Genomic DNA, 24,820 nt, shown 5'->3' with positions numbered 1-24,820 from the left:
CCCGCGGTTTTCGGCTCAGACCAACAGCAAGGGACGCTCGACGGTACCGAGCACGCGGTACCCGGTTTCGGTGATAAGCACTGTCTCGCTGACGCCCACCGTAAATTCACCGTAGATGCGCAAGGCCGGTGGGATGTGGAAGCACATGCCCGCTTGCAGCTCGGTTTTCACCCCGCTGTACAGGCTCAGGATCGAGCCTTCGCCCCAGTCAGGCGCGAATGAAACGCCCACCGAGTAGCCCGTGCGCTTCTTGAACGCTTCGGTGAAGCCAGCCTGATCGATGACCGCCTGGCACGCGAAGTGCGATGCCTCGCACGGTTCACCTGGACGCAAGGCCTGCAGCGCCGCTTGCAAGGCCTCCTGGCAGACTTTTTCCATTTCCACCGCAATGGCGGGTGGTTCGCCAAGCCAGGCACAGCGCATCAGCGCGGCGTGATAGCGGTCGTGGCTGGCGGCCATTTCCAGGAAGGCAGGCTCGCCAGCCTGCAGGGTGCGTCGGCGCCAGGTGCCATGGGGAATCCCCGTCCGCGGCCCGCTGGACACCAGCGGCTCCATGCCCATGTATTCGGACCCAGCGCCAATCGAGGCGTGCAGCATCGCCGCCACCAGATCGTTCTCGCTGGCGCCTTCGCGCACCGCGGCCATGCCCGCGCGCATGCCGGCATCGACATAGCGCGCGGCACATTCGAGCTTTTCCACCTCGGCGGGAGATTTCACCGCCCGCAGTTTTTCCACGACGCCAGTGGCGTCATGCAGCGTGCCCAGCTTCGATTGAAGCGCTTCATAGACCGCCACAGGCAGGAACCAGCCGCGCTTTTCGATGGCGATGCGCCGACCGCTCCAGCCTTTGCGGGCAATGGCCGCCACCAGAAAACCCACGGGGTCGTCGCCGTCCAGATACACCGAGGCATCGCTGATAAAGGTGTTGGCGATGAAGTTGAAGTACTCCAACTGCCGAATGACGAACATCGGCTCGCCCTCCACTGGCAACACCAGCGCCTGAAAGGTGTAGTAACCGGGCGTTTGCTGGCCGGTCAGGTAGAAGATATTCTCCGGGCCAGTGACGATCATCACGTCGATACCGGCCTGCACCATATTGGCTTTGGCGCGGCGCACGCGCTCAGCATATTCACTGGCAGCGAATGCCGACTCGCTGCCTTGGCGGACGTTGACAGGGGGCGTCAGGTTCATCAGAAACTCCAAATCAGTTGAGTTTTGTCGAGGTCAAGGGAGATGCCCAGGCCTGGTGCCATGGGCATCCAGACTTGGCCATCCTGGTAGTGGAGGGGGGTCGCGGGGTCGTCACACAGCCCATCGGCGCCGTACAGTTCCGCGTAGGGCGGATGGCTCGCGCAGGCCACATGCAGCGCGGCGGCCGTCGCGGCCGCGCCTTCGTTCATCTGTCCGATCATGCAGGTGACACCCGCGTCGGCCAGGCGCCGAGCAGCAGCCAGGCAGGGCGCGATGCCGCCAATCTTGACCAGTTTCAGGTGCGCCCACAGCTTGCCGCGCAAGGCGCAGAGTCGATCGAGATCGGCGGGCCCTGCCAGGCCTTCGTCGATCATCAGCGGCAGCGGACTTTGCGCGGCGAGCCGCTCCATGGCGTTCCAGTCACCGGCTGCGATGGGTTGTTCGACATAGGCCAGATCGAATTGCGCCAGAGCCTGGAGGTACGCTGGTGCTTGTCGCTGTGTCCATTGCCCATTGGCATCGACGGCGATCTTGATGCGGTCACCGAAGCGATCGCGCAAGGCCTGCAAACGCTGCAGGTCGTCGTCGAAGTGGGTCACGGCGATACGCACTTTGAGGTCTCGAAAGCCTCGATCAACGTAGGCCTGCGCCTGTGCGAGAAACACCTCGAACGACGACCAGAACAGTGTCTGGTTGCTGGCATGACCAACGACCGCGTCTGGGGCTCCCAACCATTGTGCCAAAGGCACGCCGGCACGCCGCGCGAGCAGATCATGCAAGGCGCAGTCGATCAGCGTGCGCACTGGCATGCTCATGTCGGCCGCCCAGTGCGGCATGTCGGTCAGCAATCGTTGCGGGTCCTGCTGCCAGTCGAGTGACGATACGGCCTGCAGTGCCTGCGCGATCACCTGATCCGGCGTATAGCCATTGAGGTAGCCGATGTTGATCCGCACCTCACCGACGGCCTGATGCTGGCCGTCGTCCAGGCACAGATACAGTGCCTCAAGCGCGCCAACACTGCCCGAGGCCGCAGTGTGCAGTTGCACGCCGTTGCCGTAATGCAGATCCGCACGGCGCAACGAAGCTTTGATGCTCATGCCTGCGCCTGGCGCAGCATCTGCAGGGCGATGTCACGGTAGATCAAGCTGGCAGCGATGAATTCGTCGATGGGCACGAACTCGTCGGGCTTGTGCGCCACCGCCAGCGTGCCCGGGCCAATCACGGTGCCGGTGGTGCCCAGGCTGCGGAAATGCACGAGGTCACAGCCGCCCTGAAATCCGAAAGGCCCGGCGTTGCCGTGATTGTGCTCGCGGCAGGCGGCGAGGCTGGCCTGCACGATGGCCTCGGACAGCGCGGTCTCGGTGGCACCGCCGGTGGTGGGCACGTACTTGAGCACCTCTGCCCGTACACCGAACTGCTCATTGGCCAAGGCCAGCAGCTGTGAAATTTCGGCTTTGACGTCGTCTTCGTTTTCGCCGGGAACCATGCGCCGGTCCAGCAGCAGATCACAGGCGCCGGGCAGCACGTTGTCAGCGTGCCCGCCGTTGATCCGTGTGACAGTGAGGCTGGCTTCGCCAACCAGCGCGTGGCAGTGGCACTTGACCGCGGTTTCATGGTGCTGCTCGATCAAGCCCAGCAGCTGTCCGGCCCGGTAGATTGCATTTTCGCCCAAGTGCGGCGTACCGGAATGCGCTGTTACGCCGTGCACTCGTACCAAGGGCCTGAGGCTGCCTTTGTGCGCGGTAAAGGCGGTGTTGGAGGTCGGCTCGCCGATCACCGCAAAATCGATGTGCGGCGGTTGGTTGGCCACGTAGTGCTTGGCACCCTCGCTGGCGATTTCTTCATCGGCGGTGAACACCGCCATCAGCGTGCCGGACCACCGGTCGCGGCAGGCCATGAGCATGCGCGTGGCTTCGATCATCGCCACCATCGGGCCCTTGGCGTCGCAACTGCCGCGCCCATACAGCTTGCCGTCGGCCTCGTGCAGCACGAACGGGTCCGTGGTCCAGCCTTCGCCGGCCGGTACGGTGTCGATATGGGTGTTGAAGGCGAAGGTCGGCCCAGGACCGTTGGCGTAGCGTGCGATGACATTGACGCGGCCGGGTTTGTACTCCGACAGCGAAAGATCGAAGCCCTCGGCTTCCAATAGCGTTTTCAGGTACTGAGCGGCTTCAAGCTCGTGGCCCGGCGGGTTCTCGGTGTTGATCGCGACCAGTGCGGCAAGGTCACGTTTCATTCGGGCAAAATCAGGTTGCTGGTTCATGTGCAAGGATCTCAGTGCAGGATCTGATCAAGAAAGTGTCGGGTGCGGGGGTTGACCGCACCGCCAAAAAAATCGGCGCTGCTGGCGTTTTCGATGATTTCGCCGCTTTCCATGAAGACGATGCGGTCCGCGGCGCGGCGGGCGAACCCCATCTCGTGGGTCACCACCAGGCTGGTCATCCCCTCGCTCGACAGCTCGGCCATCACGTCGACCACTTCGCGGATCATCTCCGGGTCCAGGGCCGAAGTCGGTTCGTCGTAGAGCATGACTTTGGGCTTCATGGCCAACGAGCGGGCGATGGCTACGCGTTGCTGCTGACCGCCGGAAATCTCGTCCGGGTAGGCGTCGGCCTTTTCCGGGATGCGCACCTTGCCGAGCAACTCGAGCGCTATGTCATGGGCATCGGCGCGGCTCATGCCCAATACCTGGATGGGCGCGAGCATGATGTTTTCCACCACCGAGAGATGGGAGAACAGTTCGAAGTTCTGAAACACCATGCCGATATCCCGGCGCAGCAGATGGACGTTGCGCTTGTCGTAGTCAATGCGCCGACCTTCGAAAAACAGGTCGCCGCCATCGGCAGGCTCGAGCTGGTTGACGCAGCGCAGCAACGTGGATTTGCCTGATCCGGAAGGCCCGATGATCACTACGGTCTCGCCGGTCTGGACATTCAGTGAACAGTTTTTCAGTACCTTGAATGGCCCGTAGCTTTTGTCGATACCGATGAGTTCCAGCAGCGGTTTGGCGTTGGCCGAGAAATTCTTTTGCATGTGCGATTGCTCCTGGCAAGCAGTGGCCCTAACGAACGGCGGCGCCGCGTGAAGTGCCGAGCATGCGTTCCGTGAGGCTGGTGCGCGGGCCTTTGCGACGTCGTTTGGGATCGAGCTTGCGTTCGATCAGCGCCTGAACGCCCATGAACAGGGTGGTGAGGATCAGGTAGTAGATCCCTGCGGCAGTAAGGGCCTCGAAATAGCGAAAGTTCGCGCTCGCGGTCTGGTTGGCCACCAGCATCAGCTCTTCCACCGCCACCACCGAGACCAGCGCGCTGAGCTTGAGCATGCCGACCATCTGATTGCCGATGGGCGGCAGAATCATCCGCGTGGCTTGCGGGATCACCACATGGCGCAACACCGCAAAGGGCTTCATGCCCAGTGCCAGGGCGGCAGTGCGCTGGCCTTTTTTCACGGCCTGCATGCCGGAACGAATGATTTCGGCCATGTAGGCACCTTCGTTGAGCGACAAGGCCAATACCGCACTGACCATGGCCGACAGGCGAATGCCGAAGGTGGGCAAAACGTTGTAGATGAAGATGATCTGGAACAAGACTGGCGTGCCGCGAAACAACCACAGATACATCAGCGCCAGCGTGCGCCCCAGGCGCGTCTGGCTGTCTTGCAGCAGGGCGATGACAACGCCGACCGCGACGCCGAACACCAGCGAGTACAGGGTGATGAGCAGCGTCGTCACGGCCCCGTGGAAAAACGCCGCAGAGATGAAATATTGCCAAACCAGTTCAAGCGACATGATCGGTCCTCAATTGCAGTTGCCCGGCGCTGAAGCCTTGCAGCGCCGTGGCCTCTCGATGGTCAGGCATCAGTCGAACAGTGAAACCGTTGCAGGAAACTTCCATTTCTCGATGATCTGTTTGTAGGTACCGTCGGCAACCAGCTGCTTGAGCGCGACCTGCAGCGCATCGCTCATGCTGGTGTTGCCCTTGGCCACGGCCATGCCGATCCGGGTCTCGGATTCGAACTCGGGGCCAGCCGTCTTGTAGACGCCAGGCACATCGCGCAGCATCTGCACCACGCCGGGGGTGGAATCGAACGTGGCATCGGCGCGGCCCTGGCGCAGGCTGAGCGCCGAGGCTTGGGCGGTGGGCAGAGTCTGTACCGTGACCGGATTCAGCCCGGCATCGCGACAGCGCTTGTCGTCCTGGCGGGCGTAGGTTTCTTCAATACCGCCCAGCGTCACGGCGATGGTCTTGCCGCACAGCGAATTGTCGCGACCGGTAATCTTCGCGGGGTTGTCCTGAGTGACCACCACCTGATTGCCAATGCGCAAGTAAGGGACGAAGTCGACCTGTGCGGCCCGCGCCTCGTTCATGTACATCGCCGAGTTGATGAGGTCTACGCGCTTGCCTTGCAGTGCCGGGATCAGGCCCTGGAACTCCATGTTCATGGCCGTCGGCTTGAGTGCCATGACCTTGCCGAGGGCCTCGATCAGATCGATGTCAAAACCGCTGAGCTTGCCGTCGGCCTGGAACTCGAATGGCGCAAAAGTCGCCGCAGTGCCATAAGTGAGCTGACCTGGAGTCATGACCGGAGCTGAACTGGCGGCGTTGACCCACGGGGCGGCGAGGAGGGCGATCATCAGGGTGATGGGGCGCAGGCTGATGCGTGAGGGTGTCATCATGAATAACTCCAAAACTATGGGTGTATTGCACGAGTTGTGTCAACAAGTGCAAATTATCCGGAAGTTGCAGTGAGCCCTTGAGGGGCATGCCGCTCTGTAATGATGCAGCGGGTGCGACTTGCGGCGTTTTTAGCAGGAGGGGTGATGCCTAATCAGGCGTCAAGGTTGTGCAGCAATATGCATTCCATGTTCTGGCTGTTTTATCCGATGGGGTATTTCAGGGGCCTGCGACCTGACGCCTCATGCTGTCCTTCGCCAAGGCCGAAAGGAGAAACGCTTCGATCAACGGATGTGCATTGTCACTTCGTGAGCCAAGTTCCGGATGGCCTTGCATGCCCTTGTAGAAGGGGTGCTGTGGCCAGTCGATAGCGTCGACGATGTGCCCACTGAGATCGGTTGCGGTGATTTCCAGGCCAACGATTCGCAGCGGTTCAATCAGGGCGGGATCAAGCATGAACCGGTGGTTGCAGCGAATCTCGCGGTGCTCACCGAACTGCCGTTCAAGCGCGCTGTTCGCAAAGCTCAGCGTGTGGCTCCCCAGCCGATGCGTCGGCAAACCCGGTGTGCCGGCCATTGGCGTAAAGCTTTTGCTGGGCGCATCGGGCGCTGCCTCAGCCATATTGACCTGCTCGAGCCCGGGGCAAGACTGCGCCAATGCGGTGGTCATCGATTGCATGCCCAGGCACAGCCCCAAGGTCGGGGTCATCGTGCGCAGGCCGTGTCGCGCCGCTTCGATTTGCCCCGGCACGTTGCGCATGTCCGAGCCACCTGGCAAAACGATGCCGGCCGCTTCAGCCAGCTCCGAGGGCTGCAGTTGCTGTGGCGCAACGAACCGCACCCGCAGATCGATCTGCGTGGCCTGCGCGGCGTCGCCCAGCGCTGCCAGCGTGGCAGGGTAAATGTCGGTCTGATCGGATTGTGTGCCGATCAGTACGACGGTGAGCGTGGGTGTGCCCAGGGGGCTCTGCAGGCCATCTTGCGAGCGGCCCCAACGGCCGAAGGCATCGCGGGTCCAGGTTCCGTATTGCGAGGGCCGCTGTTGGGCCGTCTGCAGATCCCAGCGATCCTGCAGGCGGCGACCCTGCAGATGGACGACCGCCACCCCAGCCCGGTCGGCTTTATCGAGCAACTCGGCACGCAACGCTGCATTCTGGTACTCGGGATGCCACGGCACCACGACGGCACGCTGGGTTGCCATCTCGACTATTTGGTCGACACTGCTGACCGGCAGCACGTTATTGGCGGTGAGGCGCTCATACCAAAGCAGGCCGCTGGGCACCAGCGCGCCGGCGGCGGCAACCATCTGCACGGTGTCTGCCCCATGCTCGGGTCTGAACGCGACTGCGCAGTGCATCAGCAGCGCGTCGTCCATGTGCGCGACGCTGGCCGCCAGGGCACCGAACAGGGCAGGGCTGGCATTGGAATGGGTGACCAGCGTGAGGGCCATCGAGGGTCTCCGTTGGGGCGCGCACGGGCGCAACGTTGCGATGCAATCAAGAGTGTCCCTTTAACGCCGATAGAGATAGCCTGTATTTTTTGTTTCAATCAAAAGAATTTCTTATGGACAGTCGATACCTGAAAAGCCTGCTGGCCGTGATCGAATGCGGCTCCATCGCCGATGCTGCGCGCGCGGAGGGTCTGACTGCCGCGGCGGTCAGTCAACGCATCCAAGTGCTTGAACGCTCGCTGGGGTTCGCGCTGTTATCACGCGTGGGGCATTCGGCCAAACCCACCGAAGCCTGCGTGGCGCTGCTGCCACGCGCCCGCCATATTGTCAGTGAGGTGCAGTTGCTGGCCGGCGATGCCGATTTGAGCGGCATGACCGGTTCCCTGCGCATCGGTGCCATTTCCACCATGCTCACAGGATTGCTGCCCAGCGCCTTGCTGGAACTGAGTCGACAGGCCCCCGGTATCCAGACCTCGATTCTTCCCGGCACGTCACGCTCGCTGTATGCGGCCCTGCAGAACGGCGAGCTCGATGCGGCGATCATCGTCGCGCCACCGTTCGAGCCCCCGAAGATGTTTCGCGTGGCGCTACTCCACCGGGAGAAGCTGGTACTGGCGTCCAAAGCGTTGCCCGCCACCGGGATTGCCAACGTGTTGCAGGCCCATCCTTATATCTGCTACGAGCCGAGGTCCTGGGGTGGTTTGCATGCCGAACGCTACCTCAACGACAACGGTCTGGCGCTCAAGCCGCTGTTCAGCCTCGACGGCCTGGAGGCGATTGCCATGCTGGTGGCAGACGGCGTGGGTGCCAGTCTGGTCCCTCAATGGGCGGGGCTGGATCGGCTGGCCCAGGACTTCAACATTACTCCGGTGGGTGAAGGCTATGACCGCCAGATCGTGTTGATCATGCTGGCCCATACCGACCGGCCACGTATGCTTGAGGCTTTGCTGCAGTCGTTGGCTAAACGCTGAGGAGCTGGCGGGTTTTGGATCGAGGTGGTTCTGCTTTCGAGCCGGCCTTGGGATCGCTCCCCCGCCAGTGGCCCTGAGCCCAAGCCCTTAACGGGAGGTATAACTCAGCTGCCAGCGCCGCGGGACTTGGGTAAAAGTGATGCCTAGTACCAACGCGAACACGCCGCTGACCCACAGCGCACGCAAACCAAGGTGGTTTTGCAATGTCGCACCGACTATCGCCCCTATCAACATTCCCGACCATGGCACAAGCTGTACGCGCCACCCAAGAGGCCGTTCTCCCGTCAACCATCCGCCGAGCCCGCGGCCAAACCTGGAAAGCGCACCCGTGACATAGGTGACACCGATCGGCAAGCCATTGACTTGTTCTACGGCGGCATTGAGCGCGCCCATGGCAAGAATGGTGGCGAACAGCGAGAGCGCTTGCGGCGCCAGTGTTGAAAGTGCTGCGGTGCAGAGCAGGGCTGCGATACATAGCATCAAGGGCCAGGCGCGTCGGCCGGTTGTTCGACTGATGACCACCCCAACCGAGTTACCCATCACGAATGTGATGACCACCAGTACCAAGTGCAGTATCGCTCGCCAATTGCCTTCACTGACCTCGACTGCCAGGCGCGTGGTATTTCCACTCATGAACGAGACAAAATCCCCCGTCGCCATGAATCCGATGGCATCCGTCATGCCCGATAGCATGCTGAGTGCGGCGACAAGAAACAGGCCGATCCGGCCTCGCCATATTCGTGCACGGGCAAGGCGGTGATTATTGAAGATCCTGCGAGGCTTGGGCAGCATCGGATCGTTCCTGGTAAAGGGATGGCAGGGCGCCGTTGTTGATTTATATCACCTTAAGCTCAGTCCCCAGCAGACGGTAACCGCTACAGGGTGCATGATGCTTGTCATCGTCGTCCCCGGAGCACCACCGTGGAATTCAAGAATTACTATCAGATTCTGGACGTACCCAATACCGCGACTGCCGAAGAGATCAAAAAATCTTATCGAAAGCACGCTCGCAAATATCATCCGGACGTTAGCAAGGAGAAAGATGCAGAGCTTCGGATGAAGGAGATAAACGAAGCTTATGCGGTGCTCTACGATCCCGAAAAGCGCGAGGCGTACGACCAATTAGGTGACAGCTTCGAGGAAGGCCAACCGTACAAGCCACCGCCAGGATGGGATGCCGGATTCGAGTTCAGTGGGCCTCGACGGTCCTCGGGCAGTGCGCCGGACTTCAGCGATTTTTTTGCTGATTTTTTTGGCCAGGCCCACCAAGAAGGAGGGCACGGCAGCAGGGCGCAGAAGGGCGAAGATCAACACTCGTCGATCAACGTCGGGTTGGCTGATCTGTATTCCGGAACGACCCAGACTATCACCCTGCGTGGACCTCGCCACGATGCGTCAGGACGCCTGGTGATCCAGGACCATACGCTCAGTGTGAAAATCCCCAAAGGTATTCGACCCGGTCAACAGATCCGGCTGAGTGGTCAAGGGCTGCCGGGCAGTGGAGGCGAATTGGCTGGGGATCTTTACTTGGAGATCCAGCTACGGGCCGATCCACGTTACCGGGTTGAAGGCGCAGACGTATTCCAATCGCTTCCAGTTACCCCCTGGGAAGCGGGCCTGGGCGCCTCCGTCGAGACCTCTACCCCGTCTGGAATCGTGAATGTCAAAGTGCCTCCAGACTCCCAAGGGGGAAGACAGCTGCGTTTGAAGAATCGGGGTATTCCAGGCTCGCCAGCAGGTGACCTCTACCTGCAATTGGAGATCGTCCTACCACCCGCGGACAGTGAAAAGATGCGCAAGCTTTATGAAACGATGGTAAGCGAAATCTCCTTCAATCCTCGTCAGAACAAAGGGGTATGAAAATGGCCAATATCCAGATTACGACCGTCGAGCAGGTTGATATCGTTCTGCTGGACACTGCGCAGCTGGCGCGCGCCTGCAATGTCCAGGTGGGATGGGTGATCGAGCGAGTCGACGCTGGCCTTCTTGAGCCAGCTGGCTCTGGGCCCTGGATCGATTACCGCTTTACCAGCTCGCAATTGCGAAGGGCACGAGAAATGCTTGCAGTGGAACGGGACTTCGATGCAAATCCCGAACTGGCAGCGCTAGTTGTCGATTTGCTCGAAGAAGTGAGAGCGCTGAAGCGTCGATGGGGCGTCTAGGTAAAGATGACCCCGACATCCGTCAGTCATTGACCTCCCAATACCTTTGCATTTCCAGGAATAGAAATGAGGCGGTCCAGGTGATGAGCATCAGTCCCGTCAAGGCTTCTAGACCGGTCAGAAACTTGAGCGAGCCGACTGGTTGAATATCGCCAAAACCAATGGTTGTAAACGTGGTGAAAGAAAAGTAGACGCAATCCAGCAAACTACCATCGAACTGACCCTCCAACGTGCCCCAGTCTGTGTAGGCGATAATCAGCCGGTAGGCGAGAGCAAAACACCAGACCTCCGCAGCGTGGGCTGCCATAGCGCCAAAAACACCAATCACTAGCCTGAAACGCAACCAAATCCTCAGCCGGGGTAATAACAGGTTTAAGCGAAGAAGACATTCGTAGTGAAGAATCACTGTGAGCATCACCACGAACAAATTGACCACCGTCACTCCAAGCATGGCCACGGCCTCCGGTGTGCGCCTTCCTATAGTGCCCGACTCGTGACTCAAGAAGCGATTTTCGATGCCTCAAGGTCGTCAACGTGGCCGCGTTTCAGGGGAGCAAAGTCGCAGGTGCGCAGCCGTTGGAAAACAGGTGCTGCCCCGAACTGAAGTTTCGCCATCACTCTCGCACACTGATTTGCGTAACCGTTTCAACCTGCCAATAGCCGACCCTGCCGTAGTGGTTGTACAACGTCGCTTCGTGCCCGCGATTCAACTGCTCCGATGAGTCGTACTGTGGTGAAGTTTTGACAGCGTCCTGATCAAGGTCCAGCGCCACTGTCTGGTCCTCCCATGACACAGAATCGATCCACTCGGGTGAGATCAGCACGGTGTGTCCAAGCCACCAGTTGCTGGTGTAAACAACCAGATATTGAACTGCCCAAGTCTCTTCGTTGATCAGCAGACTTTCGACATGACCTATCTCCCCATCGGTAGCTCTGATGTGGTAACCGATGATGGCTTGGCAACTACGTAAATGCGGATCGTCATTTTGATGGAGGAGGCGATGTGCAGTCGCCAGATTCTCCCTGGTCAGGCTGTCTGGCCCTCCTGAGGGGGAGGCGTTACCGGCACTTCCCCAATAGTAAGGGTAGCCGTAGTAACTAAGAGATTGCATCTCGTGTTGCCGGGAAATCGGCCTGTCGGTGTCTATGTTGGGGCTATTCTCGACTTGGTCCTTGTTGAGCGTCACCAGCAGCCGATGAGATCCTATATCGTTTTCTCTGATGGCGAGAGGCGGTATGAGCACCTTTCGGCTAAAGAGCCAGGATCCGGTATCCACTATTAGATAGCGCACGACCCAGACCTCATCATCGAAGTAGAAGTCTTTCACCGTGCCGATGTCACCGTCGATGGCGCCGAGAGTAAGATTCTCGAGATCTTGCATGCTGCGTAGCATAGGGCTGTCCTTTTCTATACGGCATGGTGTATCAGATACACGACAAGGCTGCTGGTCGAGCAAGTGACTCAACCAATTCATTACTGTGCGCTGAGCGGTCTTCGACGTCTGTTCGGTGCCGCACGTGGCCAATGGACAGGTAACGAAGATTTTTGTCGGAGCAGGACTTTTGAACATGGCCGGTCGGTGATCATTTATGACGCTGTCGTGTGTATTGCTGCAATCGATCGGTTTCGGACTTGACCACCGAATAGCTCTCGCAGGAGAGCTGCTCCAGCCGAGGGTGGTCAAGAACTCGAGTCTGTCCACGCCTGTATTCGATGACGCGGTAACAGCGAGATGATGCAGTCTGTGGGAAAGTACACGTGACGCATCGTATCCCCGGGCTCATACAACACCTGACCCAGTGGCAAGTTGACGATTTCCAGATGCGGTGCGAGACGCTCGAGTTCTTCGCTGGCAAGGGCGGCGAGCAGGTAGTTATGGTTCGGTTGCGGTGCGCCATGCATGATCGAGCTCCTTTCAAGAGAACGGCTACGCCGCGTCGGGCGATCCTATGTAGTCTGATACCACTGTCATCGCAAGCACCACCGCGGATGGTTGCTGGCACCAAGTAGGCGCGCCCGAGTTCGCTACGACGATACCGCGTGCATAGCCATCGTTGCTGACCACTTTCCCCCGCGCTCAAGGCATCACGGGCGCAACATAATCCAGCGTCATCGAAAACCCCCACAGCATCAGCAGTACCAGTGGCGCGTGCACGAGTAGCTGGGTAAAGGTGAAGCCCACTACATCCCGTGCCTTGATACCCAGAATCCCCAGCATCGGCAGCATCCAGAACGGATTGATCAGATTTGGCAATGCTTCAGCGGCGTTGTACACCTGCACGGCCCAGCCGAGATTGACCTTCAATTCGTTGGCTGCCTGCATCACGTAGGGCGCTTCAATGATCCACTTACCGCCCCCGGACGGAATCAGAAAGCCCAGCACCGCCGAATAGGCACCCATCACCGGAGCAAAGGTATTGCTGTCGGCCACGGTGACGAACGCGGCGGCGATGTGATGTGAAAGAGTCGCGCCGTCGATACCCGGTGCCTTGGTCATCATGAAGGCGATGGCGCCATAGAGCGGAAACTGAATGAGCATTCCTGCCAGTGACGGTACCGATTTGGCCACCGCATCCAGGAAGCGTCGCGGCCTCCAGCACAGCAACATGCCCAGCATGAGGAACAGGATGTTGTAGGTGTTGAGTGAAGAGATTGCGTAGAGCGGGTCCTTGGTGGTGAACTCGTTGAACAACCAGATCCCGCCCAACGCCACCATCAGCAGGGTCAGGACCGGACTGTGCTCCAGCCATTCGCCCGGGCGCCGTTCGCTTTTTGTGTCCGTGGCAGGCTCGCTCAAGTCCACACCCATATCCTGGGCGGTATGCGCACGTTCAGGGGCCGGGGTCGAAAACCAGGCCACCAGCAACGACACCACGATCAGCACCACTGCCATGGTCATCGACTGCCACAGGAAAATAGTCTGCGCAAAGGGAATGATCCCGGTGATGTCCAGCAGCGACTTGGGCAGGCTCGCCGGGTTGGCCTGGATCTGCGCGGCGGCAGACGTCAGGCCCAGTGCCCAAGTCGCGCCCATGCCCAGATAGGCGGCGGCACTGGCGGCGCGGTAGTCCATCCGCAGCCCGGTACGGCGTGCGAGGGCGCGCACCAGCAGGCTGCTGAACACCATGCTGATCGCCCAGTTGACCAGGGACAGGGCCATGCTGACCAGCGCCACGAAGGTCACGGCGGCGCGTGCCGAGCGGGGCAGGGCAGCGAGCTTTTCGATCAGCCTGGAAGCCATCGGCGAGACCGCGCACACGTAGCCCGAGATGGCCACGAAGGACAATTGCATGGTGAACGGAATCAGGCTCCAGTAGCCATCACCGAAGGCGCCGGCGACTGACTTCACCGAGGCCCCCGAGGCCAGTGCGCATACCGCGACCAGAATCACCGCCAAAGCGGCAAATACATAAGAGTCGGGAAACCAACGTTCCGACCAGTTGGAAACACTAACGGCAATTCTCTCGAAAAAGCCAAGGTCTTCTTTGAGGGTGTCACGGTGCAGCACGGATTCTTTCATGGGTGTCTTCCTGATGGGACGAGTGGAAGGCAGTCATACAAAAAAGGTCAGACGTTCTAATTATTAGGTGACTTGCAGGTAAACCAGTTGGGCGGCGGCCAGATCCTCCAGGGCGGTGCCCACGGCCTTGAATACGGTGATCTGCAGTTCGCCGGTGCGCCCCGGATGCAGATCCCTGCACAGGGCGGCCAGGTCGGCACGGATATCGGTACGCTGCAGCACTCCACTCTGCAGTGGGCTCAGCAGATCGCCGGCTTTCATCGGTGCTTCGGCGGTATCGATAAACACCTCGGTACCGTCGAAGCAGGCGTCGTCGCTTTCGCGCATCAGCGGGGTAAAGCCGCCTATCAGGTCCAGATGGGTGCCAGGCTTGAGCCACTCGCGTCGGATAAGTGGTGTGGTCGACAGGGTGGCGCAGGTCACGATGTCTGCCGCCGCGCAGGCTTGCCCCAGGTCATCGGCTACCTGGGCTTCGAAGCCATCCGCTTGCAACTGATCGACGAGGCGCGCGGCCTGAGCCGGGTTGATATCCCATACAGCCACGCGCTGAATCGGGCGGACCACGCGATAGGCGTAGGGCAGCAGACTGGCGACGCGACCGGCGCCGACCACCAGCAGTGAACTCGACTGCGCACGGCTCAAGTAATCGGCGGCCAGGGCCGAGGCTGCGGCCGTGCGCCGGGAGGTGATTTCATTGCCATCGATCAGTGCCAAGGGCGCACCGGTGGTCGCGCTGTGCAGCATGTAGGTCGAGTGCAGGCCGGGAAGGCCGACGGCCGTGTTTTGCGGGTAAATGGTGACGGTCTTGATGCCGAGAAAGCCCTGATTGTTCCAGGCCGGCATCAGCAACATGCAGCCGGGCATCGCCGAGTCGGGATGGATGGCATGGTTATGCCGCAATGGCACCTGTACCTCTTCCCGGAATGCTTGGGCAAGGGCGGGCACCAACTGCTCGAAAGGCAACAGCGCTCGGGTTTTTTCTGTGTCGATGATCAGCATGCTTCACCTGGTTGATGGGTCATATCAAGCATCCAGCGTGATTGCGCTGGACGGTATTGCCTGGCAGGCCAGGCACATTGCCGCAAGGTCAGGTTCCTGGCCGTGCAGGTGCACCACACTGCCGTGCTGCACAGTGACCGCGCAGCTCTCGCACTGCCCGACACGGCAGCCGCTGGGCAAGCGCACGCCAAGTTTTTCGGCGAAGCTCAGCAGCGAGCCGTCGGCGGATGTCCATTGAGCGGTGATGCCCGATCGGCTGAAGGTCACGTCGTGGACTTGCCCGGGTCGGATTTGCGGTTTGACTGGCGACTTGAATGCTTCTTGCTGAATATCGAAGCGCCGTACACCGCGCTCAAGCAGGCGAGTATTGACGTCGCTCATCATGGCGCTCGACCCGCACAGATAGAACAATGGGCGCTGGCGCAGCAGCGCCTTGGGCAGATCGTCGACGCTGACCCGACCGACCACGTCATAGTCCTGGCCTGGCCGATCGGCAGCGGCGGGAGCGCTGTAGTAATTGATCAGTTTGACCTTGGGCATTGCCTCGACCAATTCAGCGAGTCGCTCCTTGAACGCATGGGCAATGCCGTTGCGATTGCCGTAAAGCAACAGGATCGAAGGGGTCTGCGCTTGGCCGCGCAGCGATTCGAGCAGGTTCAGGAACGGCGTGATGCCGATGCCGGAGGCGATGAGTACCAAGGGGCGGCGAGCGTGCATCGGCAGGATGAAGTGTCCCGAGGGCATACGTGCCAGCAACGTGTCGCCAACCTGCAGGTGATCGTTGATAAAGCCTGAGGCGATGCCAACCTGGGCGCGGCCCGAGGCACCAGTGGCCAAGGCCCGGCGTACCGAAATCTGATAACCGCAGCGTTGCGCCAGGCGCGCCGGGCCGGTGAGCGAGTAGGAGCGCAGGCTCGGCTCGCGGGGTGTCGCCAGTTGCACGGTGAGGTGTTGGCCAGGTTGGAAATCAGGCACGCGGCCGCCGTCACTGGCCTCGAAGCTCACCGTGGTGACGTCCCCTGCCTCAGCCTTGAGGGCGGTCACCCTGAAGGACCGCAGGTCTTCCCAACGGCAGTGTTGTTCATCATTGGCGGTGTCTCGTCGCACGCTGCAGCGATAGGCGCGCAGCGGCGATGAGCCACTGATGGGGTCGATGGCTGCGTTGCCCACCAGACTGTTGAAGTTGCTGTTCTGACTGCCCGATGGCGGCAGTTCATTCTGCCCCAGGGCCTCACAGCGCTGCCACCAACCGTATTCACCGACCACCACGGCCGGGTGCAGGCCCTCGGCGATACTGGCCGAGAAGTGCGCCTGGCCTTGGTCAGTGGTTACCACCACGGTATCGCCGTTTTCGATCTGCTGGACGCTGGCCAGGTCGGCTGAAATTTCCAGCACGGGGTGCAGCGCCTTGCGCCGCAGTGAGGCCAGGCTGCGGTGCTGGCTATGGCAAAAATAGCCGTTCTTGGCCGAGGTCAACACCATGGGAAAGTTGCGGTAGGCCGCTTCCAGGCTTGGATCGATCGCAGTGGCACGCGGCAGCGGCGCGTAGCCATGGCGCAGGAGTTTTTCGGAGTACAGCTCCACCAGTCCGGTAGGGGTATCGAAGCCCTGATGGCGAGCCTTGTGAGCGTACTTGCACGTGTGATCCGGCAGGTCGATGAAGATACCTTGCGGATTGGCGCGCAGTTGTTCGACGCTCAGGCCGAGCGGTTCGAGCATGTGGTTCCATCCCGCATCCAGCGAGCCGCCGAAGAATTCCTGGTCCATGCCCAGCCGTGCGGCCAGGTCGAAGACGATCTCGGTGTCCGAACGTGACTCCCCCCGCGGCGACACCATGCGCTGGCGCAACTGCACCAGGCGACTGGCCTCGGCGGAAATCTCGAAGCCCAGGCGCAGGCCTTCCCGCTCCCATGGGGTGTTGACCGGCAGAAAAATGTCGGCATAGCGTGCACTGGGGGACTCGAAGAGGTCGCAGTGCACGTAGAAATCCAGCGCCTCGAGCGCTTGCTCGCCCAGATGAACATCGGGTTGGGACATCAACAGGTTGGTACCAAATGCCACCAGTGTACGGATGGCGTAAGGTTGGCCGTGGACGATAGCCTTGTACAAATCCCGAGCCGTCACCCAACCTTGCGAGGGCGGGCCGAGAGGACGTTCGTCGAGGCCCAGGGCCTTGACGCGCTGCTCGGGCGCCAGCAGGTCGAAGGACATCACAGGGTTGTAAGGCAGTTTTGGATACAGGCGATTGCCGCCATCCGCGTCGAAGCTGCCCGTCAGTGCATACAGGCACGCCATGGCTCGATCGGTTTGCGACGCGTTGGCTTGCTGTCCGACCCCCGACCATGCATGAAACGCCACCCGCGAGGCAGATCCGATCAGCGCAGCGGCCTGTTGCAACTGCGCCATCGGTATATGCGTCAGGGCTTCGACTCGTTGCGGGGTGTAGAGCGCACACTCGCGCGCGTACAGCTCAAAGGCTGGCGAGCAGGCGATCGGCAGTTCTTGCGTGGTGAGCTGCACCTCGAACGTTCCACGCAGCGCCACTCGTTGCATTGCTTCTGCAGTCATCGGTGCCGAGGCCTTGGGTGCCTGGCGAGTTGCATCCCAGACCACGAAATCCTGATCGCCCTCCAGACCGAGGTCCGCACAGCGCAGAAAGTGGCCGTTGTCGGCGCGCACCAGCAGCGGTCCATTACTCCACTGGCGAACGAATGCCTGGTCATAGCTGTCGTTTTCGATCAACTGCCAGGCGAGGCCCATCGCCAACGCCAGATCGGTGCCCGGGCACACGCGCAGCCAGCTATCGGCTTGCCCTGCCAGAGCGGTCTTGCGTGGATCGACCACAATCATTTTCGCGCCCGCGGCCTGCCCCGCGCCAATCGCTTCAGCCTGGGCCAGCCAGGTATTGGTCGGGTTGTGCCCCCACAACAGGATCAGGTCCGCCTGCCGATAATCGGCGGTCGGCATGCCGCAACCGAAAGTGAAGGCGTGGGCGTGGTCCTTGTGCCAGTTGCAGATCTCGGTGGCATAACAGGTATTGGGGCTGCCATAGAGGCGGATGAAACGCTCGATCCAGTCGATGCTGTCGCTCAGCGGCGTGCCGCTGGGCGTGGTCACGGCGAACGCGACGGATTCCGCCCCTGCATCTCGTCTCGCGGCAGCCAGGCGCTGGGCCACTTCATTCAGCGCCTCCTCCCAAGAGATGATTTTCCAACCCGGATCAGGATGCCCCTTGGGGTGGGTGCGCCGCATCGGTGACAGCTGCCGATCGGCGCTGTGCAGCAGCTCGGGCGCCGCCTTGCCCTTCAAGCACATGGCCTTGCCGGTGGGATGCTCGGGGTTGGGGCGAACCTCGATGAGTTGATCGTTTTCGACAACGTTGACGGTACCGCAGCGCGAGCGGCACAGAGTGCAGTAACCCACTTTGTCGTGTCGTTGCGTAGCGGTCATCACTCATCGCCCATGGCAAACCTGATGGCTGAATGTTATTACTGGCCGCCGACACATTGATAACTCAATAAACTGGTATTGCATTATCGAGGCAATCGATGCTCCCCACCCTCAAGCAACTCCAGCACTTCGTTGCCATTGCCGACACGGGCCAGATTTCCAAAGCGGCGCAGCGTTGCCATGTGACGCAGTCATCGATGACGGCTTCGCTCAAGGGGCTTGAGTCGACCGTGGGCGCGACCTTGTTCACTCGCCATGCCGGCGGCGTACGTTTGACCGACGCCGGTGCACGCTTCCTAAGGCATGCGCAGCAGATAGAAAGTGGATTGCATGACGCGATGGAGTCTGTGGCCTTGAGAGTATCGAGCGCCAGCGGCCCACTGCACATCGGTGTGACCGAGACCATTTCCGCCTATGTGCTGTCGCCCCTGATCAGGGCTCTGGAGAAGAAATTCCCCGATCTGGAACCCAGCTTCAGCGAATTGAAACGTGCTGATATCGAAGACGATATCAATACTGGCAAGCTCGAAATGGCGCTGTTGCTGGCCTCCAATTTCCCGGACGACAAATCATTGTCCTGCGAACCCTTGATTCGCTCGCCACGCCAACTGTGGGGTCATCCTGAGCATCCTTTGATGAACGCTAATCGCGTCAGCCTCGATCAGGTGGCCAAGCAGCGCTACATCCTGTTGGACATGGACGAACACGTCTCCACCGTCGAAAAGTACTGGAACCATTACGGCCTGCAGCCGAACCTGGGCTATCGCAGCTCCTCGATCGAGGCCGTTCGCAGTTTGGTGGCGGCGGGGCAGGGCGTGACGATTCTGTCCGATCTGGTCTACCGACCGTGGTCGCTGGATGGGCACCGGATCGTCAGACGGCAGTTGATCGATGCGGTACCGTCCATGGATGTGGGGCTGGTCTGGGACCCAGGACGGCCCCACAGCGGAAATTTCTTTGAGGTGAAGGACTATCTCATGGCGTCGTTCAAGGAATTGATGAGGCGATAGGTGTTGCTGCTGGTGCAGGATTGACCGATCTGCCGACACAAGTTTACACCGCCCAAGATAATTCAAAAGCTAATGCCAGAGTGGATGTGGTGAGCAACAGCGTGGGTCAGTGAAGCCTCAGCAGATGGGCCAATTCCACATCAGCGGCCACAGTATTCCTGTCACTGTAGCGTCTGTACGAGTCAAACAGCCGGAGAGTGACGGGGAGTACGATGACAATTCAGACACCACACGACACCGGTGACCAGAAGTGCAATCGCCGCAATTTCATATGAGTCGGGCAGCCGATGCTCCCACAGAAATCCAAAAACCAGCGCCGCTAACGTCTCGATCACGAGCACTTGTCCGCTGAGTGCAAGGGGTAGAAGTCGGCTCGCCTGATTCCAGCACGCACCACCCACAACCGAAGATAAAAACGCTACGCCACCGGCTACCATGACAAAATGTAGCCATTCGCAATTGCCATGCCTTCCGACCTGCCAACCCAGGACAGGTACCGCCAAAAGCAGTGATTGAGCGCCAGTCATGACCCCTGTCAGCAGTGCCCAGTCATGGGCGGAAACGCTGGCTACCTGAGCCAGCCGCCGAGCGTTGCTCACTGCGAACCAACTCCATGTCACTAACGCGCCCGCCGCGCATAGAATTCCGGCGATGTTTGTCAGTGTATCGGGCCTGTCGCCGTTGATCAGTGCGTGCCAGCTGATAAGTGTGACCCCGCCCACAGCGCAGCACAGCGAGGGAGTGAGCTTGCGCAAAGAAACGGCGTTGACGTCATGACGGCCTGCCAGCGTGACGAACACCGGAATGAGTCCGACGATCAGGGACGTTGTGGCAATGCCAACCAACTGCACACCGGTGCCCACCAGCGTGTAGTAAATGAGGTTCCCAATCAGGCTCAGCCAGAAGAGTGACTTCCAGTCTGCCATGGTGAGATTGGCGCAAACGCGCCTCCAGCGGGGCATAAGCAAGGCCACCGAAATCGCGCCGTAGCAGAGAAATCTCAGAACGGCGAATTGCAGGCCGCTCAGCCCCGGGGTGAGCTGGGGGCCGAGGAAGATCACCCCCCAACACAGCCCCGCGCAAACTCCGTAGACAATGCCCTTTAGCAGTAATCGATCAGCAAACATTTCATCCGCGCTCCAAAGCGTTATGGATGAAGTCTGGAGCAACTGATTCGGGGAGTATTGTCGGTAACTGCGGGATTTTTTACCCAGACTGTTTTTGCGTTTTACGATAAACCGCCGGGGTCGTGCCCCGCACGCGCTGCATGGCACGGGTCAGCGATGCCTGGTCGCAAAAGCCGGCACGCAAGGCAATCTCGGATATGGTCAATGAGGTTCCACGCAACCATCGTTGAGCTTCTTGCAGGCGTAAATCAGTCAACCAAGCTTGCGGACTCATATCGAACAGTAGCCGGAAACGTTGGTGCAGCTGACTCATGCTCATTTTTGCTACTTGAGCCATGGCCTCATTGCTCCAATTCGCTCCAGGATCCGCCCGAAGACGAGTGATCAACTGCTCCATGGGGTCTGGAAAACAGGAGATTTCCGGATTTAGGGACGACAAAAGCAAAGGCCCCAATTGGGAGGCCGCGATGGACAATTGTGCGTTGCCGATTAGCTCGGCGAACTCTATAAGCCGACGAGTTGCGGGGGAAATGGGCACATATATTTTCTGAGCAAGACGCTCGATCTGGATCGTTTCCAGAGTCGCCGGCGCACAGTCCAAAACTAAAAAACGGCTATCGAGGTTAGTCTGCTGCGAATGGATCGAGCCAGGTGTCACAAGCGCTGCCAATGATTGATCAATGCAGCCGCCGCAACCGTTTACGTCAATTTCCATTTCGCCACGAATCGGCAGTACCAGTTGAGCATGATCGTGGTGGTGGTGAGGGGTTTCCCTCTCATAGCGGCGAACTTCAAGACTTAGAAACATTACTGCACCTTCCGGCCCGTCTGGCTATTCAAGGTTGACGTCCCAAAACGCCCAATGCGCACCCGCGTCAGGTCAGGCTCGCCAATGATTCTAACATCTACGGATCAGACCGTTGATCGCACAATTCGCTCTGGGGCTGACATGAGGGTGGTCACATTGGCTGCGGTAGCGAGGATTCCGGGCGCGGCATCAATCTTGATTCTCCCGCGCAACGTGACAGCCCATTCCCTCCCTGCCTTGATCAGTTTCCACGTGCTTTTGTCTGGGAAGCTCAGTTCATGCAAGAGCGCCTCGTGAGACGTCAGGTCTTCGGGGCAGCCCTCTCTCTGCGAGGTATGCCGGCGAGGCCACGAGTACTCGAAAACCGAAGCAATTTGCCGAGCTCCAAAGGTGGAATCCTCGAGAGCGCCCATTCGTATTGCCATATCGACCCCGGCCTCCACCAGATTCTGCCGTTCATCTCGCCTGGTGATTTCAACCCGCAGATCAGGGTAACGCTGTAGAAAACCAGCCAAGGCAGGAATGTCCGCCTGGGAGCCATACACAATTGGTACCGCAAGACGAATGGTGCCACGGAGGGAATCTACTCCACGGGCCGCATCTTCAGCGTCTTCCAAATCGGCAGTCGCTTGGCGAGCACTCTCAAGAAAAGCTGCGCCTGCATCGGTGAGCGCCACGTTCCGAGTCGTGCGCAATAACAGCTTTACGCCCAGTCGGGTTTCCAATCCAGTGACGATACGAGAAGTCGATGGCTGTGAAAGGCCAAGCTCCTGAGCAGCACGAGAAAAACTTCCCGATTCAGCTACACGGGTAAAGACTTCGACTTCAAGCCAACGATCAGTCATTCGTAACAGCTGGCCAGTGAAAATGCTTTGTTGCAGGCATTGGAGTCTCGAGGCGCGGATCATAGAATTCAAGGTCGACCGACCACCGCGGAACCCGACGTGCACGTGAGGGCGCGCGAGGTAAGCGGTGGGGTCAACGAAGGGTGTAGAGAGGGTATTCAGGGGGCGCGCGGATTCAGATTGGGCTGGTTGCCTACAAGCCACTGCCGCTTTCGGCGGGGCGCTTGAGGCAGCGCAACGGCTCAGCCAAACTCCATCCGGTCAAAGCCCTTGATCCGGTACAGCGCCACCGAGACCAGCCAGCTGAACACGAAGATACCGATGATCAGATAGCCGAGCATGCCGAAGTGGCTGTTCATGATGCCCACCAGGTCCCAGAACGGTCCTTCCAACGACAGTTTGTTGGCCAGCAGGCCGAGGCCCTCGACGCTGCTGATCAGCACCGCGACCACTACCGAGACCAAGGTGATGGTCATGTTGTAGTAGATCTTGCGCATCGGCTTCAGGTACGCCCAACCGTAGGCGCCCAGCATCAGGTGGCCGTCGAGGGTATCGACCAGCGACATGCCGGCGCTGAACAGAATCGGGAACACCATGATCGCCCACGGCGACATTCCTTGGGCGGCTTGGGAGGCGGAAATGCCCATCAGGGCGATTTCAGACGCGGTGTCGAAGCCCAGGCCGAACAGAAAGCCCAGCGGGAACATGTGCCAGCTACGGGTGATCACCCGGAACAGCGGGCCGAACAGGCGGGCCAGGAAACCGCGGTTGGCCAGCAGCAGGTCGAAATCGTCATCGTTGTACTCGCCACCTGCGCGTACATTTTTCCAGGCGCGATAGATGGAGCGCAGGATGATCAGGTTCATCAGCGCGATCAGCAGCAGGAAGGTCGCCGACACTGACGTGCCGATCACCCCGCCGATGTTCTTGAAGCCTTCGAAGCGGTCGCTGAGAGCCGAGGTAGTAAAGGCCACCAGCAGCGATGCAACCACTACGACCGTGGAGTGGCCCATGGAGAAGAAGAAACCGACCATGGCCGGGCGCTGGCCATCCTGCATCAGCTTGCGGGTGACGTTGTCGATGGCGGCGATATGGTCGGCGTCCACCGCGTGGCGCAGGCCGAAGCCGTAGGCGAGCAGGGAGGTACCCAACAATACGGGGTGATCATGGAACGCGATCAGTGCCCAGCTCCAGGCTGACAGGTTGATAGCGATGAGCAGCGCGTAGGTGCTAGCGAGTTTTTTACGGGTGGCAGGGTCGGCATTACGAATGACTTTTCGCCATTTTGCGAACATGGGGCTTACCTCGGGATAACGCGTCCCAGTGGATAAGGAAGAGGGGGCAAAGGCGGGTCTGACTCCCAGCGAACTGGCTACAGTGGCGCGACCGTGCGGCGTTTAACCGGCTTCCGACTTTGCAATGTTTTGAAACAGCTAGAGTTTACAGGGCCCGAGGACTGCGTCGATGTTGATTGTGTGAAACATACCGTGCTTTTTTGGCATTTGCCCCTATTGCAGGACAAGGACAGTAAACGCGACCCGCAGATGCACCAAACGAAGAAAGGCAACCAGTATTACTTCGGCGCCAAAGCGCACATTGGTGTCGAGAAGCGCAAAGAGCATCCTGAACGCCAAGTCATCTGGCAGGTTGCAGCCCGGCGCAGCACCTCCAGGAAGCACGGAAAACGCAGCGTCGAACCTTGGCGCAAGCACAGTCACGCTGGCCTATCCGAGCCCCAACGCCTCCACCAGGCCGATGATTGCCGCAGTCGTCTCACGGACCCGTCGATCATTGCGGCGGTCAGGGTGCAAAGCCAACCAGATACCGAGATTCAACATCGGCTCGGTTGTCTGCAACTTCACCAGCCGGGGGTCGCTGTCGGCGAGGAAACACGGCAGCCCGGCGACCCCGATTCCGCTACAGGCCGCCTCATATTGATTGCTGAGGTCGGCCACCTCGCAGATCACCCGGCGATCTCCGATGATTTGGTATAGCCAGGTCTTGTGATCGAAAGACAGCTCATTCGCGGTATAGCCGATGAACTCCCACTGCTCAGGCGTAACGATGTTGGGATAGGCCATTGTCGCGTACAGGGCAAATTCCATTTGGCCGATTTTTTTGACGATGTCGCAATCCGCAACGCCTGGTGCGAGGCGCATGGCCAGGTCCGCCTCGAGTCTGGACAAGGACGCAAAATGAGGTTCGCTTAACACCGAAATCTGCACCTGCGGCAGCCCTTGGGAGAGGGTCAACAGATGAGGTGCCAGAAAATGCCGTGCAAGGATTGGCGGCGCGGAAATGGTGATCTTGGCGCGCAGTTCACTATGCGCCGTCATGGCCAAGCGTTTGATCGAAAACATTCTGTCCTCGATCGCCAGCGCTTGCTCCAACACCTCCTGGCCCAGGCTCGTCAATTCGGCCCGCCTGGGAAGCCGATTAACCAGGCGTGTCCCTAGCTCTGCTTCAAGCGTGGCCAAGCGGCGGCTGATGGTCGCTTGATCGACATCGAGCTGCCTGGCCGCCCCTGAAAGCGTTCCAGCGTTGGCGATAGCCAGAAAATAGCGGACATCTTCCCAATTCATAATCTATGCACTTATGCATGGTATGGCCGCTT

At 59.8% G+C, this 24,820-nt stretch carries 22 protein-coding genes and 2 pseudogenes; 5 read left to right on the top strand and 19 right to left on the bottom strand.

Translation table 11 applies throughout. The annotated features are described in order from the left end of the window. Window positions 1–15: 15 nt before the first annotated feature. The 7 genes from REH34_RS04345 to REH34_RS04315 all read right to left on the bottom strand — a co-directional run bounded on the left by REH34_RS04345 (window position 16) and on the right by REH34_RS04315 (window position 7,313). Window positions 16–1,191: a Xaa-Pro peptidase family protein gene (locus REH34_RS04345; RefSeq protein WP_311970910.1), complete on the bottom strand. Its 1,176-nt coding sequence runs from the start codon at window positions 1,189–1,191 to the stop codon at window positions 16–18. Continuing rightward, a complete protein-coding gene (locus REH34_RS04340; protein ID WP_311970909.1) occupies window positions 1,191–2,288 on the bottom strand; it encodes a mandelate racemase/muconate lactonizing enzyme family protein in 1,098 nt (365 codons plus the stop codon). Before REH34_RS04340 ends, REH34_RS04345 begins: the two co-directional genes overlap by 1 nt. Next, on the bottom strand, window positions 2,285–3,427 hold the full coding sequence (locus REH34_RS04335) for a M20 family metallopeptidase (RefSeq protein ID WP_311970908.1): 1,143 nt from the start codon (window positions 3,425–3,427) through the stop codon (window positions 2,285–2,287). Before REH34_RS04335 ends, REH34_RS04340 begins: the two co-directional genes overlap by 4 nt. Before the next feature lie 38 nt (window positions 3,428–3,465). Then, window positions 3,466–4,224: an amino acid ABC transporter ATP-binding protein gene (locus REH34_RS04330; protein ID WP_226507445.1), complete on the bottom strand. Its 759-nt coding sequence runs from the start codon at window positions 4,222–4,224 to the stop codon at window positions 3,466–3,468. 28 nt (window positions 4,225–4,252) lie between these two features. Further along, on the bottom strand, window positions 4,253–4,978 hold the full coding sequence (locus REH34_RS04325; RefSeq protein WP_226507446.1) for an amino acid ABC transporter permease: 726 nt from the start codon (window positions 4,976–4,978) through the stop codon (window positions 4,253–4,255). A 69-nt stretch (window positions 4,979–5,047) separates the two neighbouring features. After that, on the bottom strand, window positions 5,048–5,866 hold the full coding sequence (locus REH34_RS04320) for an ABC transporter substrate-binding protein (protein WP_226507447.1): 819 nt from the start codon (window positions 5,864–5,866) through the stop codon (window positions 5,048–5,050). Window positions 5,867–6,083: 217 nt separating this feature from the next. Further along, entirely contained in the window at window positions 6,084–7,313 is a 1,230-nt protein-coding gene (locus tag REH34_RS04315; protein ID WP_311970906.1) for a glutamine amidotransferase-related protein, read from the bottom strand. 113 nt (window positions 7,314–7,426) lie between these two features. On the opposite strand from REH34_RS04315, the gene REH34_RS04310 reads away from it, so the two are divergent. Continuing rightward, window positions 7,427–8,284 (top strand): LysR family transcriptional regulator, encoded by an 858-nt coding sequence (locus REH34_RS04310; RefSeq protein ID WP_311970905.1) that lies wholly within the window; start codon window positions 7,427–7,429, stop codon window positions 8,282–8,284. An 87-nt stretch (window positions 8,285–8,371) separates the two neighbouring features. Here REH34_RS04310 and REH34_RS04305 read toward each other — a convergent pair whose 3' ends face one another. Beyond that, entirely contained in the window at window positions 8,372–9,076 is a 705-nt protein-coding gene (locus tag REH34_RS04305; RefSeq protein ID WP_311970904.1) for a YoaK family protein, read from the bottom strand. A gap of 129 nt (window positions 9,077–9,205) precedes the next feature. Between REH34_RS04305 and REH34_RS04300 the strand changes: the two genes are divergently transcribed. Next, complete coding sequence (locus tag REH34_RS04300; RefSeq protein ID WP_311970903.1) at window positions 9,206–10,144, top strand: DnaJ C-terminal domain-containing protein; 939 nt, start codon at window positions 9,206–9,208, stop codon at window positions 10,142–10,144. A gap of 2 nt (window positions 10,145–10,146) precedes the next feature. Next, window positions 10,147–10,446 (top strand): chaperone modulator CbpM, encoded by a 300-nt coding sequence (locus REH34_RS04295; protein WP_311970902.1) that lies wholly within the window; start codon window positions 10,147–10,149, stop codon window positions 10,444–10,446. A gap of 22 nt (window positions 10,447–10,468) precedes the next feature. On the opposite strand, the gene REH34_RS04290 is transcribed toward REH34_RS04295, so the two are convergent. From REH34_RS04290 to REH34_RS04265, 6 genes and pseudogenes are all read right to left on the bottom strand, one after another. After that, entirely contained in the window at window positions 10,469–10,897 is a 429-nt protein-coding gene (locus tag REH34_RS04290) for a potassium channel family protein (RefSeq protein ID WP_226507036.1), read from the bottom strand. 163 nt (window positions 10,898–11,060) lie between these two features. Continuing rightward, entirely contained in the window at window positions 11,061–11,840 is a 780-nt protein-coding gene (locus tag REH34_RS04285; protein ID WP_311970901.1) for a PRC-barrel domain-containing protein, read from the bottom strand. A gap of 329 nt (window positions 11,841–12,169) precedes the next feature. Beyond that, window positions 12,170–12,349 (bottom strand): annotated as a pseudogene (locus REH34_RS04280) (Crp/Fnr family transcriptional regulator); the annotation flags it as partial. 175 nt (window positions 12,350–12,524) lie between these two features. Further along, on the bottom strand, window positions 12,525–13,967 hold the full coding sequence (locus tag REH34_RS04275) for a TIGR00366 family protein (protein ID WP_311970899.1): 1,443 nt from the start codon (window positions 13,965–13,967) through the stop codon (window positions 12,525–12,527). Window positions 13,968–14,030: 63 nt separating this feature from the next. After that, entirely contained in the window at window positions 14,031–14,966 is a 936-nt protein-coding gene (locus REH34_RS04270; protein ID WP_311970898.1) for an ornithine cyclodeaminase family protein, read from the bottom strand. 24 nt (window positions 14,967–14,990) lie between these two features. Continuing rightward, on the bottom strand, window positions 14,991–18,416 hold the full coding sequence (locus tag REH34_RS04265) for a molybdopterin-dependent oxidoreductase (protein WP_311970897.1): 3,426 nt from the start codon (window positions 18,414–18,416) through the stop codon (window positions 14,991–14,993). A 98-nt stretch (window positions 18,417–18,514) separates the two neighbouring features. Between REH34_RS04265 and REH34_RS04260 the strand changes: the two genes are divergently transcribed. Continuing rightward, window positions 18,515–19,426 carry a LysR family transcriptional regulator gene (locus REH34_RS04260; protein ID WP_311970896.1) on the top strand — a complete coding sequence of 304 codons (912 nt, stop codon included), beginning with the start codon at window positions 18,515–18,517 and terminating at the stop codon, window positions 19,424–19,426. 182 nt (window positions 19,427–19,608) lie between these two features. On the opposite strand, the gene REH34_RS04255 is transcribed toward REH34_RS04260, so the two are convergent. From REH34_RS04255 to REH34_RS04240, 4 genes are all read right to left on the bottom strand, one after another. Next, entirely contained in the window at window positions 19,609–20,553 is a 945-nt protein-coding gene (locus tag REH34_RS04255) for a DMT family transporter (protein ID WP_311970895.1), read from the bottom strand. Between the two features lie 79 nt (window positions 20,554–20,632). Continuing rightward, entirely contained in the window at window positions 20,633–21,361 is a 729-nt protein-coding gene (locus REH34_RS04250; RefSeq protein WP_311970894.1) for an AraC family transcriptional regulator, read from the bottom strand. A 104-nt stretch (window positions 21,362–21,465) separates the two neighbouring features. Further along, window positions 21,466–22,206, bottom strand: coding sequence for a LysR family transcriptional regulator (locus tag REH34_RS04245; protein WP_311970893.1), 741 nt, complete (start codon window positions 22,204–22,206; stop codon window positions 21,466–21,468). Between the two features lie 242 nt (window positions 22,207–22,448). After that, window positions 22,449–23,501, bottom strand: coding sequence for a HoxN/HupN/NixA family nickel/cobalt transporter (locus REH34_RS04240; RefSeq protein WP_311970892.1), 1,053 nt, complete (start codon window positions 23,499–23,501; stop codon window positions 22,449–22,451). Between the two features lie 219 nt (window positions 23,502–23,720). Here REH34_RS04240 and REH34_RS04235 point away from each other — a divergent pair. Then, window positions 23,721–23,897 (top strand): annotated as a pseudogene (locus REH34_RS04235) (IS5/IS1182 family transposase); the annotation flags it as partial. Between the two features lie 33 nt (window positions 23,898–23,930). On the opposite strand, the gene REH34_RS04230 reads toward REH34_RS04235, so the two are convergent. Next, window positions 23,931–24,788, bottom strand: coding sequence for a LysR family transcriptional regulator (locus REH34_RS04230; protein ID WP_311970891.1), 858 nt, complete (start codon window positions 24,786–24,788; stop codon window positions 23,931–23,933). Window positions 24,789–24,820: the final 32 nt, after the last annotated feature.

The sequence above is a fragment of the Pseudomonas baltica genome (assembly GCF_031880315.1).
Lineage (GTDB): Bacteria > Pseudomonadota > Gammaproteobacteria > Pseudomonadales > Pseudomonadaceae > Aquipseudomonas.
Note: the sequence above shows the minus strand (reverse complement) of the source record. Positions and strands in the feature narration are given on the sequence as shown.

Excerpts from the sequence above, each read along its gene's own strand:
- REH34_RS04345 (WP_311970910.1), bottom strand. The coding sequence starts at position 1,191 with ATGAACCTGACGCCCCCTGTCAACGTCCGCCAAGGCAGCGAGTCGGCA.
- REH34_RS04340 (WP_311970909.1), bottom strand. The coding sequence starts at position 2,288 with ATGAGCATCAAAGCTTCGTTGCGCCGTGCGGATCTGCATTACGGCAAC.
- REH34_RS04335 (WP_311970908.1), bottom strand. The coding sequence starts at position 3,427 with ATGAAACGTGACCTTGCCGCACTGGTCGCGATCAACACCGAGAACCCG.
- REH34_RS04330 (WP_226507445.1), bottom strand. The coding sequence starts at position 4,224 with ATGCAAAAGAATTTCTCGGCCAACGCCAAACCGCTGCTGGAACTCATC.
- REH34_RS04325 (WP_226507446.1), bottom strand. The coding sequence starts at position 4,978 with ATGTCGCTTGAACTGGTTTGGCAATATTTCATCTCTGCGGCGTTTTTC.
- REH34_RS04320 (WP_226507447.1), bottom strand. The coding sequence starts at position 5,866 with ATGATGACACCCTCACGCATCAGCCTGCGCCCCATCACCCTGATGATC.
- REH34_RS04315 (WP_311970906.1), bottom strand. The coding sequence starts at position 7,313 with ATGGCCCTCACGCTGGTCACCCATTCCAATGCCAGCCCTGCCCTGTTC.
- REH34_RS04310 (WP_311970905.1), top strand. The coding sequence starts at position 7,427 with ATGGACAGTCGATACCTGAAAAGCCTGCTGGCCGTGATCGAATGCGGC.
- REH34_RS04305 (WP_311970904.1), bottom strand. The coding sequence starts at position 9,076 with ATGCTGCCCAAGCCTCGCAGGATCTTCAATAATCACCGCCTTGCCCGT.
- REH34_RS04295 (WP_311970902.1), top strand. The coding sequence starts at position 10,147 with ATGGCCAATATCCAGATTACGACCGTCGAGCAGGTTGATATCGTTCTG.
- REH34_RS04290 (WP_226507036.1), bottom strand. The coding sequence starts at position 10,897 with ATGCTTGGAGTGACGGTGGTCAATTTGTTCGTGGTGATGCTCACAGTG.
- REH34_RS04285 (WP_311970901.1), bottom strand. The coding sequence starts at position 11,840 with ATGCTACGCAGCATGCAAGATCTCGAGAATCTTACTCTCGGCGCCATC.
- REH34_RS04275 (WP_311970899.1), bottom strand. The coding sequence starts at position 13,967 with ATGAAAGAATCCGTGCTGCACCGTGACACCCTCAAAGAAGACCTTGGC.
- REH34_RS04270 (WP_311970898.1), bottom strand. The coding sequence starts at position 14,966 with ATGCTGATCATCGACACAGAAAAAACCCGAGCGCTGTTGCCTTTCGAG.
- REH34_RS04265 (WP_311970897.1), bottom strand. The coding sequence starts at position 18,416 with ATGACCGCTACGCAACGACACGACAAAGTGGGTTACTGCACTCTGTGC.
- REH34_RS04260 (WP_311970896.1), top strand. The coding sequence starts at position 18,515 with ATGCTCCCCACCCTCAAGCAACTCCAGCACTTCGTTGCCATTGCCGAC.
- REH34_RS04255 (WP_311970895.1), bottom strand. The coding sequence starts at position 20,553 with ATGTTTGCTGATCGATTACTGCTAAAGGGCATTGTCTACGGAGTTTGC.
- REH34_RS04250 (WP_311970894.1), bottom strand. The coding sequence starts at position 21,361 with ATGTTTCTAAGTCTTGAAGTTCGCCGCTATGAGAGGGAAACCCCTCAC.
- REH34_RS04245 (WP_311970893.1), bottom strand. The coding sequence starts at position 22,206 with ATGACTGATCGTTGGCTTGAAGTCGAAGTCTTTACCCGTGTAGCTGAA.
- REH34_RS04240 (WP_311970892.1), bottom strand. The coding sequence starts at position 23,501 with ATGTTCGCAAAATGGCGAAAAGTCATTCGTAATGCCGACCCTGCCACC.
- REH34_RS04230 (WP_311970891.1), bottom strand. The coding sequence starts at position 24,788 with ATGAATTGGGAAGATGTCCGCTATTTTCTGGCTATCGCCAACGCTGGA.